The organism is Bradyrhizobium sp. 930_D9_N1_4 (assembly GCF_052076015.1).
Lineage (GTDB): Bacteria > Pseudomonadota > Alphaproteobacteria > Rhizobiales > Xanthobacteraceae > Bradyrhizobium.
In genome coordinates, this window is the sequence record NZ_CP197236.1 from 3534739 (window position 1) to 3552658 (window position 17920).

Here is a 17920-nt window from a genome sequence, read left to right on the forward strand (position 1 = left end):
GGTCGTTGGCGACCGCCGGAAATATGCCTTTAGTGTTGAAATGCGCAGCCTACCGTTGTGTCATCTTACTCGGAATTATCAACTACACCCCGTCGTGCTGCCGCACGTATCGCACTTCATACAGGTCCCATTCCGCACCAGCGTGAAGTTGCCGCACTCCGAGCACATCTCGCCTTCGTAGCCTTTTGCTTTCGCTTCCGCGCGGCGTTCGGCCTTGGAGGGCACCAGGGTTTGGGCTGAGCCCGACTTGCTCCACTGGAGGGCTTCGAGCTTCTCCGTGGGGGAGAGGTCGTGGGCCACTTCCTGCTTCAGCGCGACCGCGCCTTCCAGGACATCGCCGACCCGTGCGCTGGCGCCGTGCCCGGCGAGAGCGGTGACCTTGCTGCCGCCGGTCGGTGCGCTGTCATTGCCCTGGGCGACCGCGGCCGAGCCGCCGCGCATCACCACGAGGTTGTCGGTGCGGGAGCGGGTGAGGCCGCGGGACACCAGCTTGGAGGCGCGGTGGCCGTGATCATCAGGCTCCTTGCCTTCCTCGACGCCCTTGCCGAGCACGTCGAACCCGGTCTCGCTGGGATCGACATGGGCGAGGTCGAAGCGGCTGAGGTAGCTCACCGCCAGTTCGCGGAAGACGTAGTCGAGGATCGAGGTCGCGTACTTGATGCTGTCGTTGCCCTGCACGGGGCCCGCCGGCTCGAAGCGGGTGAAGGTGAAGGCGTCGACATATTCGTCGAGCGGCACGCCGTATTGCAGACCGAGGGAGACCGCGATCGCAAAATTGTTGATGAAGGAGCGGAGCGCGGCGCCTTCCTTGTGCATGTCGATGAAGATCTCGCCGATGCGGCCGTCGTCATACTCGCCGGTGCGCAGATACACCTTATGCCCGCCGACGACCGCCTTCTGGGTGTAGCCCTTGCGTCGGTCCGGCATCTTCTCGCGCTCGCGCATCACGATGATGCGCTCGACCAGCTTCTCGACGATCTTTTCCGAGACCTGGGCGGTGCGCGCCGCCATCGGCTTGTCGTAGAGGCTCTCGACCGCATCGTCCTCGTCCTCATCATCGCTGATGAGCTGCGAGTTGAGCGGCTGGCTGAGCTTGGAGCCGTCGCGATAGAGCGCGTTGGCCTTCAGCGCCAGCTTCCACGACAGCATGTAGGCGGACTTGCAGTCCTCCACCGTGGCGTCGTTCGGCATGTTGATGGTCTTGGAGATCGCACCCGAGATGAAGGGCTGCGCCGCCGCCATCATGCGGATGTGGCTCTCGACCGACAAATAGCGCTTGCCGATCTTGCCGCAGGGATTGGCGCAATCGAACACGGAGTAATGTTCCGCCTTCAGATGCGGGGCACCTTCGACAGTCATCGCGCCGCAGATGTGGACGTTGGCCGCCTCGATCTCGCGTTTTGTAAATCCGACCGCCTGGAGGAGGTCGAAGCCCGGCGCGGCAATGGCTTCAGCGCCGATTCCCAACTGGTCGCGAATAAAATCCTCGCCAAAGGTCCACTTGTTGAAGGCGAACTTGATGTCGAAGGCGGTCGGCAGGGCTTTCTCGACCTTGGCAATCGCCTCGTCCGTAAAACCCTTGGACTTCAGGGTCGAGGCGTTGATGCCGGGGGCGTTGGAGAGCGAGCCGTGGCCGACGGCGTAGGCTTCGATCTCCGCGATATCGGCTTCGCGATAGCCGAGCGCGCGAAGTGCTGCGGGGACCGCGCGGTTGATGATCTTGAAGTAGCCGCCGCCGGCAAGCTTCTTGAACTTCACCAGCGCGAAGTCAGGCTCGATGCCGGTGGTGTCGCAATCCATGACGAGGCCGATCGTGCCGGTCGGCGCGATCACCGTGGTCTGGGCGTTGCGATAGCCGTGCTTCTCGCCGAGCTCGAGCGCCGCATCCCAGGCCGCCTGGGCGTGGGTGACGAGGTCTCCCTGCGGGCACGACACGAGATCCATCGGCACCGGGTTGACGCTGAGCGCCTCGTAGCCGGAGGTCTCGCCATGCGCGGCGCGGCGGTGGTTGCGGATGACGCGCAGCATGTGCGCGGCGTTCTTCTTGTAGCCGGGGAAGGTGCCGAGCTCGGCCGCCATCTCCGCCGAGGTCTTGTAGGTGATGCCGGTCATCACGGCGGTCAGCGCGCCGGCGATCGCACGGCCTTCCTTCGAGTCATACGACAGACCCATGGTCATCAGCAGGCCGCCGATATTGGCATAGCCGAGGCCGAGCGTGCGGAACTCATAGGAGAGCTCGGCGATCGACCTCGACGGGAACTGCGCCATCATCACGGAGATTTCGAGCACGATGGTCCAGAGCCGGCAGAGGTGCTCGTAGCCCTCGACGTCGAACCGCCTGGTCTCGGTGTTGTAGAAGGTCAGCAGGTTCGCCGAGGCGAGGTTGCAGGCCGTGTCGTCCAGGAACATGTATTCCGAGCACGGATTGGACGCGCGGATGTCGCCGGACGCCTTGCAGGTGTGCCAGTCGTTCATGGTGGTGTTGAAGTGCAGGCCCGGGTCGGCCGACGCCCAGGCGGCGTAGCCGATTTTCTCCCAGAGGTCGCGCGCCTTCAGGGTCTTGGTCACCTTTTTGGTGGTGCGGCCGATCAGATTCCAGTCGCCATCGGTTTCGACCGAGCGCAGGAAGTCGTCCTTGAGCGAGACCGAGTTGTTGGAGTTCTGGCCGGAGACCGTGAGATAGGCTTCGCTGTCCCAGTCGGTGTCGTAGATGTCGAACTGGATGTCCTTGTAGCCCTGCTTCGCAAACTGGATCACGCGCTTGATGTAATTGTCAGGCACGAGGCTGCGGCGCGCGAGCTTGATCTCGCGGCGCAGCGCCGGGTTCTTCTCGGGGTCGAAGCAATCGTCGCCGGAGCCTTCGCAATTCACGCAGGCTTTCAGCACCGCCTTGAGGTGCTTCTGGTTGATCTTGGATCCCGTGACGAGGGCCGCGACCTTCTGCTCCTCCTTCACCTTCCAGTCGATATAGGTCTCGATATCGGGATGGTCGGCGTCGACGACGACCATCTTGGCCGCGCGGCGCGTGGTGCCGCCGCTCTTGATGGCGCCCGCCGCGCGGTCGCCGATCTTGAGGAAGCTCATCAGGCCGGACGAGCGGCCGCCGCCGGACAGGCGCTCGCCTTCGCCGCGCAGGCGCGAGAAGTTGGAGCCGGTGCCGGAGCCGTATTTGAACAGGCGGGCTTCGCGGACCCAGAGGTCCATGATGCCGCCTTCGTTGACGAGGTCGTCACCGACGCCCTGGATGAAGCAGGCGTGCGGCTGCGGATGCTCGTAGGAGGACTTCGAGCGGGTCAGCTTGGCCGTGAAGGGGTCGACGTAATAATGGCCCTGGCCGGGACCGTCGATGCCATAGGCCCAATGCAGGCCGGTGTTGAACCATTGCGGCGAGTTCGGCGCGACCATCTGCATGGTCAGCATGTAGCGGAGCTCGTCGTAGAAGGTCTGCGCGTCCTCGTCGGAGGAGAAGTACTTGCCCTTCCAGCCCCAATAGGTCCAGCAGCCGGCGAGACGGTCGAACACCTGCTTGGCCGAGAGCTCGCTGACATAGCGCTCCTTCTCGGGCAGGAGGGCGAGCGCCTCGGTGTCGGGCACGGAGCGCCACAGGAAGGAGGGGACGGATTCTTCCTCAACCTTCTTCAGGCGCGCGGCGACGCCCGCTTTACGGAAATACTTCTGGGCGAGCACGTCGGAGGCGACCTGCGACCATTCGGTCGGGACCTCGACGCCGTCCAGTTTGAACACGACCGAGCCGTCGGGATTGCGAATCTCCGACGTGGTCTGCCGGAATTCAATCCCAGCGTAAGGTGACTGTCCTGCCGTGGTGTGGCGCCGCTCAATCCGCATGGTCTTGCCCCGTCCTTTTTATGCCGGACTGCCTCCGCAAGGCGCCCGGGTCGCTATTTCATTTCGCGAATCCGTCCGGCCGGCTGGCCTTGAGGCTTCGCAGTTCAGGCCGGTGGATCCGGCTCAGTGTCTCCCGGCGGTGGTTCGGTGCGAACACCTTCACCGTCCGGCATGCCCAGACCCATCCGCCCCCAAGGGGATGAGCCCGACATGCGTTCAACGCCCCACAACGCCACTTCAACCAATTGCCATCCGAGCCTGTTGCCGGCCCGTTCTGGCGCCCTGGAAGTCCGCGTCACCGGGCAGACAAGCCCTCATCCCGCTGCCTTCGTCTGGCTTGGCGGAGTGCAGTTTTGCGAGACCCTTTGGGGGAGTGCCGGCGGGACGCAAACTCACTCGCGCCGAACGGATCGAAAACTAGGACTCTCCATTGCGCCCGTCAAGAACTAGTGCGAGTTCCTGAATCAAATACTAAATATGGTGGATTGCGGGGGATAACAGGGGGCATGCCCGCGCCTGTTGTGGGGCCAAGTATCAGTGAGTCCTCAGGGATTCCCAACCGAAAAAATTTGTATCCCGTGGTGTTCCGGAGGCTTCATCCCGCTGTTCACAGGGCAGGTATATTTTTGACCGCCGGGCTTGCGCGGGCGGGACTCACGTAGGGGTACGGAAGGTGAGGGCAGGCATGCCCGCCGGGGTGGTGGTGGGGGAGCCGAATCCGCGCCAAGCTGAGCCCGATTTTGCCGGATACCCACATGCTTGATTCGACTCGGCCGGTGCAGCGACCGCGCATCGCCCCGGCCGGCCTGATGTTCCTCGCGATCACCTCGATCGGCTGGGGCTTCAATTGGCCGGTGACCAAATTCCTGCTCTCCGAGCTGCCGCCGCTGACGCTCCGCGGGGTGACCGGCGTGCTGGGCGCTCTGCTGCTCGCCGCGCTGGCACTGATCAGCCGGCAGAGCCTGAAGGTGCAGCCGGGTATCTGGCCGCGCCTGATCATCGCCGCCATGCTCAACGTCACCGGCTGGATGGTGCTGATGGGCCTGGCGCTACTGTGGCTGCCGGCCAGCGAGGCGGCGCTGATCGCCTACACCATGCCGGTCTGGGCCTCGCTGATTGCCTGGCCGGTGCTGGGCGAGCGGCCGACGCTGCTGCGCACGCTGGGGCTGGTGATGGCCTTTGTCGGGCTCGGCTCGATCATGGGCGGCAACGGCATCGCCGCCAGCGCCGAGAAGCTGCCCGGCATCGTCATGGCGCTGGGCGGCGCCATCGGCTTTGCCGTCGGCACCGTGTTCTCGAAGAAATACCCGATCCATCTGCCGCCGATCACGGCCGCGGCCTGGCAGATCGGGATCGGCTGCCTGCCGATCTCGATCATCGGCCTGCTGGTCGAGACCACGCATCTGGACAAGGTGACGCCGGTCGGCTGGTGGCTGCTGGTCTATTCGACCGTGGTGCAGTTCTGCATCGCCTATGTCAGCTGGTTCGCAGCGCTGGCTCGCCTGCCGGCGTCCGTGGCCGCGATCGGGACGATGGCCGTGCCGGTGATCGGTGTCGTGGCGTCAGCGCTGGCGCTGGGCGAGCCGCTCGGACCGGGCCAGATCGCCGCGCTGGTGTTCACGCTCGCGGCCGTGGTGCTGGCGACGCGCTAGCTCTCGGTCCCGCCGCCATTCAGCGCCTTCCGGATCATCTCCGCGAGCCGGTTGCGCCGGTATGGCTTGGTCAGCAGCAGCACGCCGTCATCCAGCTTGCCGTGGTGGACGATGGCGTTGTCGGTGTAGCCGGAGGTGTAGAGCACCTTGAGGCCCGGCCGCAGCTTCGCCACCTCGTCGGCGAGCTCGCGCCCGCTCATGCCGCCGGGGATGACGACGTCGGTGAACAGCAGGTCGAAGGCCTGGCCGGCCCCGATCAATTGCAGCGCGGCGCGGCTGTCGGCGGCGGCAACGGTGTTGTAACCGAGGCTCTGGAGCTGCGCGGTGACGAAGTTGCGCACTAGCGTGTCGTCCTCGACCACGAAAATGGTCTCGGCGCCGCCTTCGGCCTGCGGTGTCGTGGGGGCGGCCGCCTCGGCCATGCCTTCGCCCGGCGGCAGATAGAGCTTGATCGTGGTGCCGTGGCCTTGCTCGCTGTAGATCTTGATATGGCCGCCGGACTGCTTGACGAAGCCGTAGACCATGGAGAGGCCGAGGCCCGAGCCCTTGCCAACCTCCTTGGTGGTGAAGAACGGCTCGAACGCCTTCTGCTGGATGTCCGCCGACATGCCGGTGCCGGTGTCGCTGACCGCGAGCATCACGTAGGGACCCGGCCGCACCTCCGCATTGGCCTGCGCATAGGCTTCATCCAGCACCACGCGATGGGTCTCAAGCAGCAGCTTGCCGCCGTTGGGCATCGCATCGCGCGCGTTGATCGCCATGTTGAGCACGGCGTTGGTGAGGGTGGACGGATCGATATGCGCCGTCATCGGTCCCTGTTCGAGCACGGTCTCGATCTGGATCTGCTCGCCGAGGGTGGGGCGTAGCAGTTTTGCGACGTCGGCGATCGCGCCGTTGATCTCGACATTGCGCGGCCGGAGCGGTTGCTTGCGCGCGAAGGCGAGCAGATGCTGGATCAGCTCGGCGCAGCGCTCGGCGGCCTCGTCGATCAGGCGTGCCACGCGCTGGAGCTCGGGCTGCTGCTTGAGGCTTGCGACCAGCGTCTCGGTGTTGCCGGAGATCACGGTCAGCATGTTGTTGAAGTCGTGCGCGACGCCGCCGGTGAGCTTGCCGATCGCATCGAGCTTTTGCGACTGGTGCAACTGCCGCTCGGTGTCCCGCGACACGGTCGCGTCGTGATAGACCAGCACCGCGCCGGAGACGGCACCTTGCGCATCGCGCATCGGCCGGCCGCTGATCATGAGATGGCGCGGAGGGCCGCCGCTGTGCGGGCGGACGATCATCTCCAGGTTTTCGAACTGCTCACCGCGCAGCACGCGCACCGAAGGCATCTCGTCGGCCTTGAGCGGCGTCGCGCCGTCGCCGTGAAATACGTCGGACAGCGTGCGCAGATTGCGCAGGCTCATGCCTGTCCGGTGCAGCAGCATGCGCTCCGCCGCCGGATTGGACAGCAGGACCGTGCCCTCGGAATCGATGACGAGCACCGCCTCGGCCATGCTGTGGAACGTGCTCTGGAGCACGTTGACCGACAGCCGCAGCTCGTCATGGGCGTTGACGAGATGCTCGGTGCGCTCGGCCACCGCGGCCTCGAGCTGATGTTTCTCCGCCGTGGTCTCCAGCAGCGTGCTTTTCAGTGCGACCTGGGTGCGCTGGCTCTCGCGCATCGTCATCAACACCAGCAGCAGGATCACCAGCGCGCCGGCGACGTCGATGCCGAGCAGGACGATGCCGGTGCGGCGCGAATCCTGCGAGCGCGCGGCGAGCTGGCGTTCCTCCTCCGAACTCAAACGATCGAGATTGCCCATCACCTTGTCCATCAGGCCGCGGCCTTCGCCCTTGCCCTGGAGCGCGGCAATGCCGTCCGGGTCGTTGGCGGCGCGCAGGCGCATCGCCTCCGCGGCGATCTCGAGCCGGCGCAGCGCCAGCGGCTCGGTGCCCTCCAGCAACGCGACCTGATCCGGACTATCGCCCACGCGTCGCTTGAGATCGGCAAGCGCTGGCGCGATCTCGGCCTGCATCGCATGGAATTCGTCGTTGAAGGCCGGGCTGCGGTAGATCTCGTAGCCGCGCGCGGCGCTCTCGGCCCGGCGCAACAGCACCCGCAGATCGGAGATCTTCTTCAGCACCTGGACGGTGTGGTTGACCCATGCCGTATCGGACCGCGACTTGACGTCGAGGCCGATCGAGGCTGCCGTGATGATCAGGAGGATGGCAAGTCCAGCACCGAGAATGACGCGCTGCGTTGGGATCAAGGTGCTTCTTTCTTGTCCTTCGGCATTGCGTCCTCGCCGAGGCATTCCCGGATCGTGGTCAGCAGCGCGTCCGGCGTGAATGGCTTGCGCAGGCAGCGCGTCGCCCCGAGCTCCAGCGCCATGCGGAGGAAATCGGGGGAGGGCGAAGCGGACGAGGCAAACGCGTAGCCGGACATCGCGATCAGCGGGATCGCCGGCGCACGCTCGTGAAAGATGCGGATGGATTCGAAGCCGCGCATGTGCGGCATGAAGATGTCGACCAGCATTGCGTCAAAGGTCTGCGCCTCAAGCGCAGCCAGCCCCGTTTCTCCGCCATCGGCCATCGTGACATCGAAGCCCTGACGTTGGAGGAGGACTTCGATGGTCGCGCCGACCATCGGATCGTCGTCTACCACGAGGATACGCGGCATGACATTTCCCAGTAATCGAAGTCCCCACACCGGTGATATAGGCGAATCGCGCGATGGGTCAATTTGGGATTGGATCATTGTAGATATGCACGGTGTAGTGAATTCGGGTCCATTTGCGCTCAAATTGTAAAGATGTCGCAAGCGATGCGCGCGGCACGTGCGAAACGGGCGGTGAACGCGTGACAAACGAAAGAGGCGCCACATCGCTGCGACGCCTCCTTCTTCAAACCTTGCCGATCGGCTTACGGACAGGGATGACGCTGGCCGTCATAGCCGAGATACGTACCCGAGGCCGGGTCGTATGACTTGAAGCGCTGCGCGCAATAGCCCGACGAGTCGCCGCCGCCGTCTTGCACGACCGCGACCGAAGGCTCGTCATAATAGCTGTCGTCGCCATAGTAGTACGGGTCGTTGTAATATCCGCCACCGTAATAGGCGTACGAGCCGAGGCCGCCGATCGCGGCGCCCGCCGCGACGCCCGGCCAGAAGCCGCCACCGTGACGGCGACCGCCGCCGTGCCAGTGACCGCCGCCGCCACGCCAGTTGTTACCCGCGGCTGCGAAGTCGCGGCCACCGCCGCCGCCAAATGCCGCTCCGCCACCCGGACGCATTGCTGGGCCGGCTGCGAAGTTGCGGCCACCGCCGCCGTTGAAGGCGGCTCCGCCGCCCGGACGCACCGCCGCGCCGGCCGCGAAGTTGCCGCCGCCACCGCCCATCCGTGCGCCGCCGCCGAATCCGCCGCCACCCATGCGCGGGCCACCGCCGCCGCCGCCGATATGGGCACCGCCGCCACCGCCGCCGCCATGCCCACCGCCGCCGCGGCCGCCAGGGCCCTGCGCAAAGCTCGGGGTTGTCAACGGAAGAACCAGCGCCACGGCTGCAACGGCGCCTAAAACTCTCAGACTTTTCATGATCAAACTCCTTTTCCCGGAAGCAAACCCTTTGAAAGGCATGCAGTTCCTGGGTTCACGCGGCTGTGCGCGCGTGCGGTGAGATTTCCACGCAGCCGCTGTACCCGGCATGAACGGATCGCGCCCGATTTGCGGCGGCGTTCGCGAGGTGAGGGCACATTTGCGTGGGGCACGGCCGCACCCGCCGAACTGGACATTTCGCCGCCCGGATGGCATCAGGGCCTCACGAAGCAGGGCCCTTGCCGCATGAAACAATTCTTCCTCAAGTTCTTCACCTGGTGGAGTGGCCAGACGTTTGGCACCCAGCTCTGGACCAAGCGCTACGGCGAGCTGGTCGGCCAGGACGAGCAGGGCAACCTCTATTATCGCACCCGCGGCGGGGCGATCGATCCGACGCTGGGTTTCGAGCGGCGCTGGGTCATCTATAACGGCTATGCTGAAGCGAGCCGCATCCCGCCGTCCTGGCACGGGTGGATGCATCACACCGTCGACGTGCCGCCGACCGAGGACAACTACCGGCCGCGCGAGTGGGAAAAGCCGCACCAGCCGAATCTCACAGGTACGGCCAACGCCTATCGCCCCTCCGGCTCGACGCTCGCCAGCGGCAAGCGTCCGAAGGCGACGGGCGACTATCAGCCCTGGACGCCTGGCTAGGCCTGCTGCGAGACCCTCATGGTGAGGAGCGCGGAACGCGCGTCTCGAACCATGAAAGCCCGGCTTCAACCGCGCATCCTTCGAGACGCCCGCTTCGCGGGCCCTCAGGCTGAGGTCGGAGTGTGTTGATGCACCCGCATCCGCCTCATGCTGCTGTGGACAACGGGAACAGCGGGGATGATTCCTGCGCGGGCGTTGCCTTCGCGTGAGCGATGCGGCTCAATGGTCCCATCTTACGGAGATGGGAGACCATCGCGTTCGGTTCGGGCAACAGTTCGCGACTGTCCCGAGATGCAGCGGCCGCCGACCAGGACTCGATCGGGAGATAGGCCCCCGGTCTGGAAGCTCCGAAATCGCCCGATGAAATGTGCAGCCGCCGTAAGACAGGAAAGGCCGCTCGGGAAACCGGGCGGCCTTTTTCTTTTGTGTGATGCTGAATGTCTCGTGCCCCGGACGCTGCGCAGCGCTTCTTCAGCGATGCGCTGCAGAGCCGGGGTCCATGCTGCAGCGATCCATGCGGCCTCCTGGGTTCCGGCTCAGCGCAGCAGCGTTGCACGCTGCAGCGCGTCCGGGACACGGGAGTGGGGTCTGCCCCTCCACATTCCGTCATTGCGAGCGCAGCGAAGCAATCCAGACTGCCACCGCGGAAAGATTCTGGATTGCTTCGCTGCGCTCGCAATGACGGTGTTGATGTAGCTCGCGTCAAACGCCGATCTCGCGCTCCGGCGCGGCCCAGCGTTGCACGCTGCACCGCGTCCGGGACGCGAGCTACGCCATCCTCTCTGCCGCGCGCTTCACCGCCTCCAGCCGCCGCGCCTGATTTTGCGCGCCGCGCTCCCTGAGCAGCGCCAGCACCTCGGCCGGCGCGGTGTCGGGCGAGCCTGAATTGAACGGCGGGGCCGGGTTGTATTCCATCTGGAGCTGGATCGCCTCCGCCGTCGTGCGATCGACCATGATCGACACCAGCGTCAGCGCGAAATCGATCCCTGCGGTGACGCCGCCGCCGGTGATGCGGTTGCGGTCGACGCAGACGCGCGTCCTGGTCGGCGTCGCACCGAACTGGCTGAGCATCTCCATCGCGCTCCAATGGGTCGCGGCGCGATAGCCTTTGAGAAGGCCGGCAGCGCCGAGCGCCAGCGAACCCGTGCAAACGGAGGTGACGTACTTCGCGCCGTCCGCCTGCTTGCGCAGGAAATCCAGCACTTCCTCGTCGTTGAGCAGATCGTTGGTGCCGCCGCCGCCGGGCACGCAAAGCACGTCGAGCTGCGGGCAGTCGGCGAATGTCGTGGTCGGCGTCAGCGTCATCACGGAATCGCTCGGCACCGGCTCGATCCGCTTCCAGATCAGGTGCAGCTTTGCGCCGGGAAGCATGGCGAACACCTGCAAGGGGCCGGTGAAGTCGAGCTGGGTGACGCGCGGAAACACCAACAGACCGATCTGGAGCGGTGACGACATGAGCAGGTCCTCCGAAGATGAGCTTGCAAAGATAAGCTTGACGAAGGCAGCCTGTCATGATGCCCTTCCGTCCAAAATGGCGTATTTCCCTCACTTTCGGACATGACCATGATCGGCATCCTGATCTTCCCTGATTTCCAATTGCTCGATGCGGCCGGCCCGATCTCGGTGTTCGAGGTCGCGGCGCGCTGCGCGGGCAAGACCACGACCGGAATCCGCGTGCTCGCGCTCAACGCGGGGCCCGTGCGCAGCTCGTCCGGCGTGGAAATGATAGCGCGCGATTTCAAGTCGGCGAATGCGATCACCACGCTGGTCATCGCGGGCGGCGCCGGCGTGACGGACGCCGCGCGCTGCGAGGTCACGCGCGCCTTCGTGCAGCGGCTGGCGCGGCGCGGCGTCAGGATCGCCAGCGTCTGCTCGGGCGCCTATGTGCTGGCCGAGGCGGGCCTGCTCGACGGCCGCCGCGCCACCACGCATTGGGGCCGGACGCGCGATTTCGTCGCGCGCTATCCCAAGGTGAAGTTCGAGCCGGACCAGATCTTCACGCATGACGGCAACGTCTGGACGTCGGCGGGCATCACCGCCGGCATCGACCTCGCGCTCGCGATGGTGACCGAGGACCATGGCGAGGAGATCGCGCAACAGGCGGCGCGGCAGCTCGTGCTCTATCATCGCCGCAGCGGCGGCCAGTCGCAGTTTTCCTCGCTGCTGGAACTGAAGACGCCGAACGGCCGGTTCGGCGCGCTGCTGTCCTGGGCACGTGAAAATCTCGACGCCCGATTGACGGTCGAAGATCTCGCCGATCGCGCCGGCATGAGCGCACGGCACTTTGCCCGCGCCTTTGCCGCCGAGACCGGCACGACGCCGTCGAAAGCCATCGAGCGGCTGCGCATCGAGGTCGCGCGCGAGCGCGTGCAGTCCTCGCGCGAGGCGATCGAGCTCGTCGCAGAGGCGACCGGCTTCGGTGATCCCGAGCGCATGCGGCGCGCCTTCATCCGCGCCTTCGGCCAGCCGCCGCAGGCGCTGCGGCGTGCGGCGCGTGCCGGCTAGGGGGTATGCGTCAAACCGGCGCGCGCTCGTGGAAGGGCGAGATCTGCGCGGCTTCATCGAACGCATGAGCGAGTGTCAGCCGCGATGGTTCCCGCCAGGAACCGCAATAAACCCCTCGCTACCGGGCGGATTAAGGCGCACTGTGGCACTGCCACCGAGCGGCCCCCAGCATCTATCGGTGGTGTGAACGCGCGTAGCGCTCCCGCTCAACACTGCAGCGGAGCATGAACATGACGGCTCGACGACCCCCCGAACCATCAGAGACGTTCGAATATCGCCTGGCGCAAGAGGCGATCCATTTGCGCCAACAGGCGAAAGAAATGCCCGTGGGTGTGCGCCGCACGGAGCTTCTGCAAAAAGCGCGACAGATCGACGTTGCCGGCGAGGTCAGCAAATGGCTGACGTCGCCCGGATTGCAGCCGCCATCCTGAACCCGGGTGGGGCGTCTCGACGGATAACGAAACCTGTCCGATGTGACGATTGGCGTGCGGTCGGCCGCTGGTTTGCGAGCCCGTGCCGTGCGGGCGAGGAACGCGCATCATGCGGCGGCGTTGTCGAGCATGATACGCGTCAGCGCGCTTGAGGAATCCTTCGACATCGCCTGGAGCTTTCTGGAGAAGTCCGGCGAGTTGAGAGAGGCGGCGGAGTCCGCGAACATCATACTGGATTGCATAGAGCAGCAGGTGCTTGCGGGCGAGCGACGGACGCTCATGCTCGCCAACAGAGCCATTTCCGCCTATCGGGCGCACGTTAGCAAAGCCCCTGCCGGGGATCATTCTGTCGCGGCAGTTCGCAAGGAATTGAACAGGTGAAGCCGGGCCGGAGCGCTACTGTCGGGCTGCTCGTCGGCCTGGCGACGAAAATTTCAAAGCCTTCCCGCGGCCGTGTCGCGCAGCGGGAAGATGCACAGCCCCCGGAGGTCATATGATCAAGACCGACGCAAATGCCCGCCGCATGCGGGAAGCCAACAATGCCTTCAAGTCCGTCAGCAACGTCAAGCCAATGACCGACTATGCGAAAGCGGAGAAATCCATCCAGGACAATCGCGAGCGCTTGAAAGCAGAGCGTCTGGCACGAGAAGCCGATGCGAAGGAGTCCTCGGAGTAGGCCCGTTATCTTCGGCCCGCCTCGTATTTCCGGGGCCGGATTCTACAGCATCGAGAGCATGACGATTCCGTCTTCGAGCTCTCCCGAGGCAAGGCGCGCCCGCGCGATCCGCTCGAACTCCGTCCGATATCTGTGAAGATAGCTGAAGGCCTGCTTGTCGGTCGCAAACGTCGTCGTAAGCCGGCAGATCTGTCGCGCGGCGCCGAGTGCGAGCGTGAAGGTGATCGTTCCGCCGCCGTCTGATTTCGCTCTGGGCACGATCGACACTTTCCGGGTTGTGACTCGGTCCTCGACGGATACAACGTCGGTCGTTGGCACTCGCTATTGCGGCGCCTTTCGTGTTCGCTTCTTTGGTGCAGGCGGCGGCAGGGTTGCTGCGAGAGCCGCGTCCGCGACTTCCTTGGCCTTACGCAACTCGCGCAGCCGCGCCATGTTCTTGCGGACCTCGACCGCCTGCCGCTCGACATCCGCGATCGCCCGTACGCCTTCTTCGGCAGCCAGGCGCTGACGATCGGCGCGCGCGATCGCTTCAGCTGACGGTACTGCCGATTTCCTGGCGCTCATCCTTCACCCCGTTCGCAACAGACAAAACCCGCTCAATCCTTGGATCGAGCGGGCAGCATAGCCGTTCCAGTACATCCGTGAAACGGCGCTACGAGATCAGGCCAGCGAGAGGTTCTCTGCGCTGACTTTACCGCGCATCTTGTCGGTCTTGAGCTCGTAATTGACCTTCTGGCCCTCGGCCAGACCGGAAAGACCGGCGCGCTCGACCGCACTGATGTGAACGAACACATCGCTGCTGCCATCGTTCGGCTGGATGAATCCAAAGCCCTTTTGGCCATTGAACCACTTCACGGTACCTGTCGTCATTGTCTTCTCCAAAGCGCGCAAGCGCATACCGCGCGAGAAATCACGCGCTGATTTCAACTTCGTCGATGTCTTTGGAAAAGGAGCCCGCGGGCGCGTTCAACAAGGCACAGCGGCTAATCGAATAAAGTCAATATACACAATCCTCGTTGTTTTACAAGGAAGGCGGCCATTTGTTTTGGGCGCGACGATTTTGGCGCACGGCTCCGCGCGCAGTTCCAGATGCGATGCAGGCGCCGGCGAGGGCCTTTATCGATTGACTTGGCCGGGCGGCGGTGGTCACGTCGCCTCCACTGAACCGCATTGCCGTGACGAGCCGAGCTTGCTCGTTCGAAGCCGGTAAACAAAGATCCGGTTCCCTCATTTTCCCTCATGCAACGAGTCTCCTGCGCAACTGGCAGCGTGCAGGACCGCCGCATTTCGCAGCCCAGCGAGGAGTTTCAATTGCAGGTTCTTGTTCGCGACAACAATGTCGATCAGGCGCTTCGCGTCCTCAAGAAGAAGATGCAGCGCGAAGGCGTGTTCCGCGAGATGAAGCAGCGTCGCGCCTATGAAAAGCCTTCGGAGAAGAAGGCGCGTGAAAAGTCCGAAGCCATTCGCCGGGCCCGCAAGCTCGCTCGCAAGCAGGCGATCAGGGAAGGCTTGCTGCCGGCGCCCCCGAAGAAGAAGCTTCCGGAACGCAAGCCGGGCTTGCCGCAGGCCGCTCGGCCCGCGGGCTGACCGGCAGGACGTCGCGGTCGAAGTGCGGACCGGGACCAGGCCGTGTTTCAGGCCGCGATGATTTTCAGCAGCTGCAGACCGGCGCAGTGAATCCGACGAAGCTTGCGTTGGCAGGCTCGCCCCGGATCGCGCCGCCCGCGATTGTCGCGGACGCGTCCGCGCGCCGTCGCCTGCATGTGTATCCCTTGATCTACATCAACCCTGAAGTGTGCGGCTGCATTCTGTCTGGGCCTCGGACATGATCGAGTTGTCATTCGACATGTCAGCACGTCTGTCATTGTAGCAGCGAGGCTCTCATCATGAAGATCACCAAGGCGCTGTTCCTGCTTACGACCATATCCGTTGCGGCCATGACCTCCGCACCGGTGGTCGCGCAACAGCAGCAAAGACCCAACATCGTGATCATCTGGGGCGATGATATCGGACAGTCGAATGTCAGCGCTTATTCACGTGGGATGATGGGCTATCAAACGCCCAATATCGACCGCCTCGCAAACGAAGGCGTGATGTTCACGGACTACTACGCGGAACAAAGTTGTACCGCCGGACGGTGCTCGTTCCTCACGGGCCAGTCCGGCTTGCGGACCGGGATGACCAAGGTCGGGCTGCCTGGCGCCACGCTTGGGCTTCAGAAGGAAGATCCGACCGTAGCCGAGTTGCTCAAGCCGCTCGGCTACGTCACCGGCCAGTTCGGCAAGAACCACCTCGGCGACCGCAACGAATTCCTGCCGACAGTGCACGGCTTCGACGAATTCTACGGCAATCTCTACCACCTGAATGCCGAGGAGGAGCCGGAGTTGCCCGACTATCCGAAGGATCCAGCCTTCAAGGCCAAATATGGGCCACGGGGCGTTCTGGATTGCAAAGCCTCGGACATGGACGATGCGACCATCGACCCGCGCTTCGGCAAGGTCGGCAAGCAGGTGTGCAAAGACACCGGCCCGTTGACCAAGAAGCGGATGGAGACCGTCGACGACGATATCGCGGATCGCGCCACGGATTTCATCAAGCGGCAGAAAAGTGCGAACAAGCCGTTCTTCGTCTGGGTAAACTTCACCCACATGCACACGCGTACGCACACGAAGCCTGAAAGCCTCGGCCAGGCTGGCCGTTGGCAGAGCCCTTATCACGACGCGATGATGGATCACGACAAGAACGTGGGGACGGTTCTCAAGGCGCTGGACGATCTCGGCATCGCCCAGGACACCTTCGTCATGTATGGGACCGACAACGGCCCGCACATGAATACCTGGCCGGATGCCGGAATGACGCCGTTCCGCAGCGAAAAGAACACGAACTGGGAAGGCGCTTACCGGGTGCCTGCGATCCTACGATGGCCCGGCAAGATCAAGGCGGGCCAGGTGTCGAACGAGATCACCGCGCACCACGACATGCTTCCGACCATTCTGGGCGTCGCCGGCGAACCCCAGGTGACGGAAAAGCTGAGCGCCGGTCACAAGATTGGTGACATGACCTACAAGGTACATCTCGATGGATACAATCTCGTCCCGTACCTGACCGGGCAGGTTGCGAAGAGTCCGCGACAGTCGTTCCTCTATGTCAACGACGACCAGCAATTGGTTGCATTGCGCTATGACAATTGGAAGGTCGTGTTCATGGAGCAGCGCGCCAATGGGCAGTTTCTGCTTTGGGCCAATCCCTTCACCACCCTGCGCGTTCCAAAGATATTCAACCTCCGCACCGATCCCTATGAGCGGGCGGACGTCACCTCGAACACGTACTACGACTGGTTGTTCGATCACGTGTATCTGTTCGTGCCGGCGCAGGACTATGTCGGCCAATTCCTGGCAACGTTCAAGGACTACCCGCAGCGGCAGAAAGCTGCGAGCTTCAACCTGGACGAAGTCATGGAGAAGCTGAAAGAGCCGAAGTAACCGGTCGCCTCATTCTCTACGGGCCGACGATCGCGCGCCATCGTCGGCCCGTAATCGCGTATTTCGCCTTGAGGTCCTTGCGCGTGCGCGACTAGCTCGTGCTGTTCGCGGCTGCGGTCGATGTCTGCGCGCGCGCGGTGAAGCGCCGCGCGATTGGCGTCAGCATGTACGGCGCGAGGTGGATCGGAAACTGCGTCATGGCGAAATAGAGCCAGGTGGTCGCCGGCAGCGCGCCGGCGGTCGCGGCCAGCATCAGGCCGAGATTACGCTGCGACACCATCAGCCCGAGCGCCAGCGCGCGCTCGTAGCCGATGCGGCGGAACAGCAGCGTGGTGATCGCGAGCAGCGTGAAATAGATCGCGAAAGAGAGCGCCGCGAGGCTGATGGTGAACACCGGCTGCGCCAGCAGGTCGCTCACGACGTCGCCCATGATCGCGGCTGCGAAGATCAGCAGGATGACGATGTTGAAGCCGTCGATCGGTTGCTTGTGACGCTGGATCGCAGCGGCGCCGAAGACCCATCGGATGACCGTCGCCGCCAGCAGTGATGCGGCGAGGATGCCGAGCAGCTTCAGGCCGAGCGTGGCCGGCGCGACGCTGAGCATGCCGTCGAGGAAGAGGCTTGCGAACAGGGACGCCGTAAAGGGCACCAGCGCGGTCGAGGTCACCAGCGTGACCAGCACCAGCGTGGCATCGAGGCCCATCAGCGCGGCGAGGGCCGGCGAGGCCATCATCGGCGAGGCCATGCTCTGGAGCATCAAGGCGAGTGACAGCCCGGGTGAGTGCGCCGTGAGCCCGGTTGCGTGGACAATCAGCCCGACGATCAACGGCACGCCGATCGTGGTCCAGGCCGTGGCGGTCGCGACCAGTGCCGGGCGGCGCAGATGGCTGTAGAGCGCGGCCAGATCGACCCGCATGAAGGAGATGCAGAGCAACCCGAAGATCGCCTCGGTGACGTAGGGCCGCAGCAGCAGGCCGAGCGGCGGCACCGCGGCCGCGATGAACACCACGGCGGCCACCGCACGCGTGCCCTGGCTGCCGAGCCAGGTCAGTGCGCGCAGGGGGAGGGCGAAGAGGTTTTGGAGAGCGGGAGCCATGCGGG

The 17920-nt window shown here is 64.4% G+C and carries 16 protein-coding genes; 6 read left to right on the forward strand and 10 right to left on the reverse strand.

Annotation, left to right across the window (positions count from 1 at the left end):
- Positions 1 to 78: 78 nt before the first annotated feature.
- Positions 79 to 3846, reverse strand: a complete 3768-nt coding sequence (locus AB7532_RS16610; RefSeq protein WP_441235849.1) for a vitamin B12-dependent ribonucleotide reductase — start codon at positions 3844 to 3846, stop codon at positions 79 to 81.
- A 755-nt stretch (positions 3847 to 4601) separates the two neighbouring features.
- Here AB7532_RS16610 and AB7532_RS16615 point away from each other — a divergent pair.
- Positions 4602 to 5498 carry a DMT family transporter gene (locus tag AB7532_RS16615; protein ID WP_441235850.1) on the forward strand — a complete coding sequence of 299 codons (897 nt, stop codon included), beginning with the start codon at positions 4602 to 4604 and terminating at the stop codon, positions 5496 to 5498.
- On the opposite strand, the gene AB7532_RS16620 is transcribed toward AB7532_RS16615, so the two are convergent.
- From AB7532_RS16620 to AB7532_RS16630, 3 genes are all read right to left on the reverse strand, one after another.
- Positions 5495 to 7750, reverse strand: a complete 2256-nt coding sequence (locus tag AB7532_RS16620) for a CHASE3 domain-containing protein (RefSeq protein ID WP_441235851.1) — start codon at positions 7748 to 7750, stop codon at positions 5495 to 5497. The genes AB7532_RS16615 and AB7532_RS16620 overlap by 4 nt on opposite strands.
- Positions 7747 to 8160, reverse strand: a complete 414-nt coding sequence (locus AB7532_RS16625) for a response regulator (RefSeq protein WP_441239294.1) — start codon at positions 8158 to 8160, stop codon at positions 7747 to 7749. Before AB7532_RS16625 ends, AB7532_RS16620 begins: the two co-directional genes overlap by 4 nt.
- Positions 8161 to 8402: 242 nt before the next feature.
- Entirely contained in the window at positions 8403 to 9071 is a 669-nt protein-coding gene (locus AB7532_RS16630) for a BA14K family protein (RefSeq protein WP_441235852.1), read from the reverse strand.
- A gap of 246 nt (positions 9072 to 9317) precedes the next feature.
- Between AB7532_RS16630 and AB7532_RS16635 the strand changes: the two genes are divergently transcribed.
- Positions 9318 to 9725: an NADH:ubiquinone oxidoreductase subunit NDUFA12 gene (locus AB7532_RS16635; RefSeq protein WP_441235853.1), complete on the forward strand. Its 408-nt coding sequence runs from the start codon at positions 9318 to 9320 to the stop codon at positions 9723 to 9725.
- Positions 9726 to 10493: 768 nt separating this feature from the next.
- Here the strand turns inward: AB7532_RS16635 and AB7532_RS16640 are convergent.
- Positions 10494 to 11180 carry a DJ-1/PfpI family protein gene (locus tag AB7532_RS16640; protein WP_441235854.1) on the reverse strand — a complete coding sequence of 229 codons (687 nt, stop codon included), beginning with the start codon at positions 11178 to 11180 and terminating at the stop codon, positions 10494 to 10496.
- A 108-nt stretch (positions 11181 to 11288) separates the two neighbouring features.
- Here AB7532_RS16640 and AB7532_RS16645 point away from each other — a divergent pair, with 108 nt between their 5' ends.
- A complete protein-coding gene (locus tag AB7532_RS16645; RefSeq protein ID WP_441235855.1) occupies positions 11289 to 12230 on the forward strand; it encodes a GlxA family transcriptional regulator in 942 nt (313 codons plus the stop codon).
- A 257-nt stretch (positions 12231 to 12487) separates the two neighbouring features.
- Here the strand turns inward: AB7532_RS16645 and AB7532_RS16650 are convergent, their stop codons facing one another.
- Positions 12488 to 13006, reverse strand: coding sequence for a hypothetical protein (locus AB7532_RS16650; protein WP_441235856.1), 519 nt, complete (start codon positions 13004 to 13006; stop codon positions 12488 to 12490).
- Between the two features lie 148 nt (positions 13007 to 13154).
- Here AB7532_RS16650 and AB7532_RS16655 point away from each other — a divergent pair, with 148 nt between their 5' ends.
- Positions 13155 to 13337, forward strand: a complete 183-nt coding sequence (locus AB7532_RS16655; protein WP_441235857.1) for a hypothetical protein — start codon at positions 13155 to 13157, stop codon at positions 13335 to 13337.
- Positions 13338 to 13379: 42 nt separating this feature from the next.
- On the opposite strand, the gene AB7532_RS16660 is transcribed toward AB7532_RS16655, so the two are convergent.
- The 3 genes from AB7532_RS16660 to AB7532_RS16670 form a co-directional block, all read right to left on the reverse strand.
- On the reverse strand, positions 13380 to 13604 hold the full coding sequence (locus AB7532_RS16660) for a hypothetical protein (RefSeq protein WP_441235858.1): 225 nt from the start codon (positions 13602 to 13604) through the stop codon (positions 13380 to 13382).
- A gap of 54 nt (positions 13605 to 13658) precedes the next feature.
- A complete protein-coding gene (locus AB7532_RS16665; protein WP_441235859.1) occupies positions 13659 to 13901 on the reverse strand; it encodes a transcriptional regulator in 243 nt (80 codons plus the stop codon).
- A 96-nt stretch (positions 13902 to 13997) separates the two neighbouring features.
- Positions 13998 to 14207 (reverse strand): cold-shock protein, encoded by a 210-nt coding sequence (locus AB7532_RS16670; protein WP_195804097.1) that lies wholly within the window; start codon positions 14205 to 14207, stop codon positions 13998 to 14000.
- 441 nt (positions 14208 to 14648) lie between these two features.
- On the opposite strand from AB7532_RS16670, the gene rpsU reads away from it, so the two are divergent.
- Both rpsU and AB7532_RS16680 read left to right on the forward strand, forming a co-directional pair.
- Complete coding sequence (rpsU, locus tag AB7532_RS16675) at positions 14649 to 14924, forward strand: 30S ribosomal protein S21 (RefSeq protein WP_441235860.1); 276 nt, start codon at positions 14649 to 14651, stop codon at positions 14922 to 14924.
- Between the two features lie 299 nt (positions 14925 to 15223).
- Positions 15224 to 16819 carry an arylsulfatase gene (locus AB7532_RS16680; RefSeq protein ID WP_441235861.1) on the forward strand — a complete coding sequence of 532 codons (1596 nt, stop codon included), beginning with the start codon at positions 15224 to 15226 and terminating at the stop codon, positions 16817 to 16819.
- A 91-nt stretch (positions 16820 to 16910) separates the two neighbouring features.
- On the opposite strand, the gene AB7532_RS16685 is transcribed toward AB7532_RS16680, so the two are convergent.
- Positions 16911 to 17915, reverse strand: a complete 1005-nt coding sequence (locus tag AB7532_RS16685; RefSeq protein ID WP_441235862.1) for a Na+-dependent transporter — start codon at positions 17913 to 17915, stop codon at positions 16911 to 16913.
- Between the last annotated feature and the right edge of the window lie 5 nt (positions 17916 to 17920).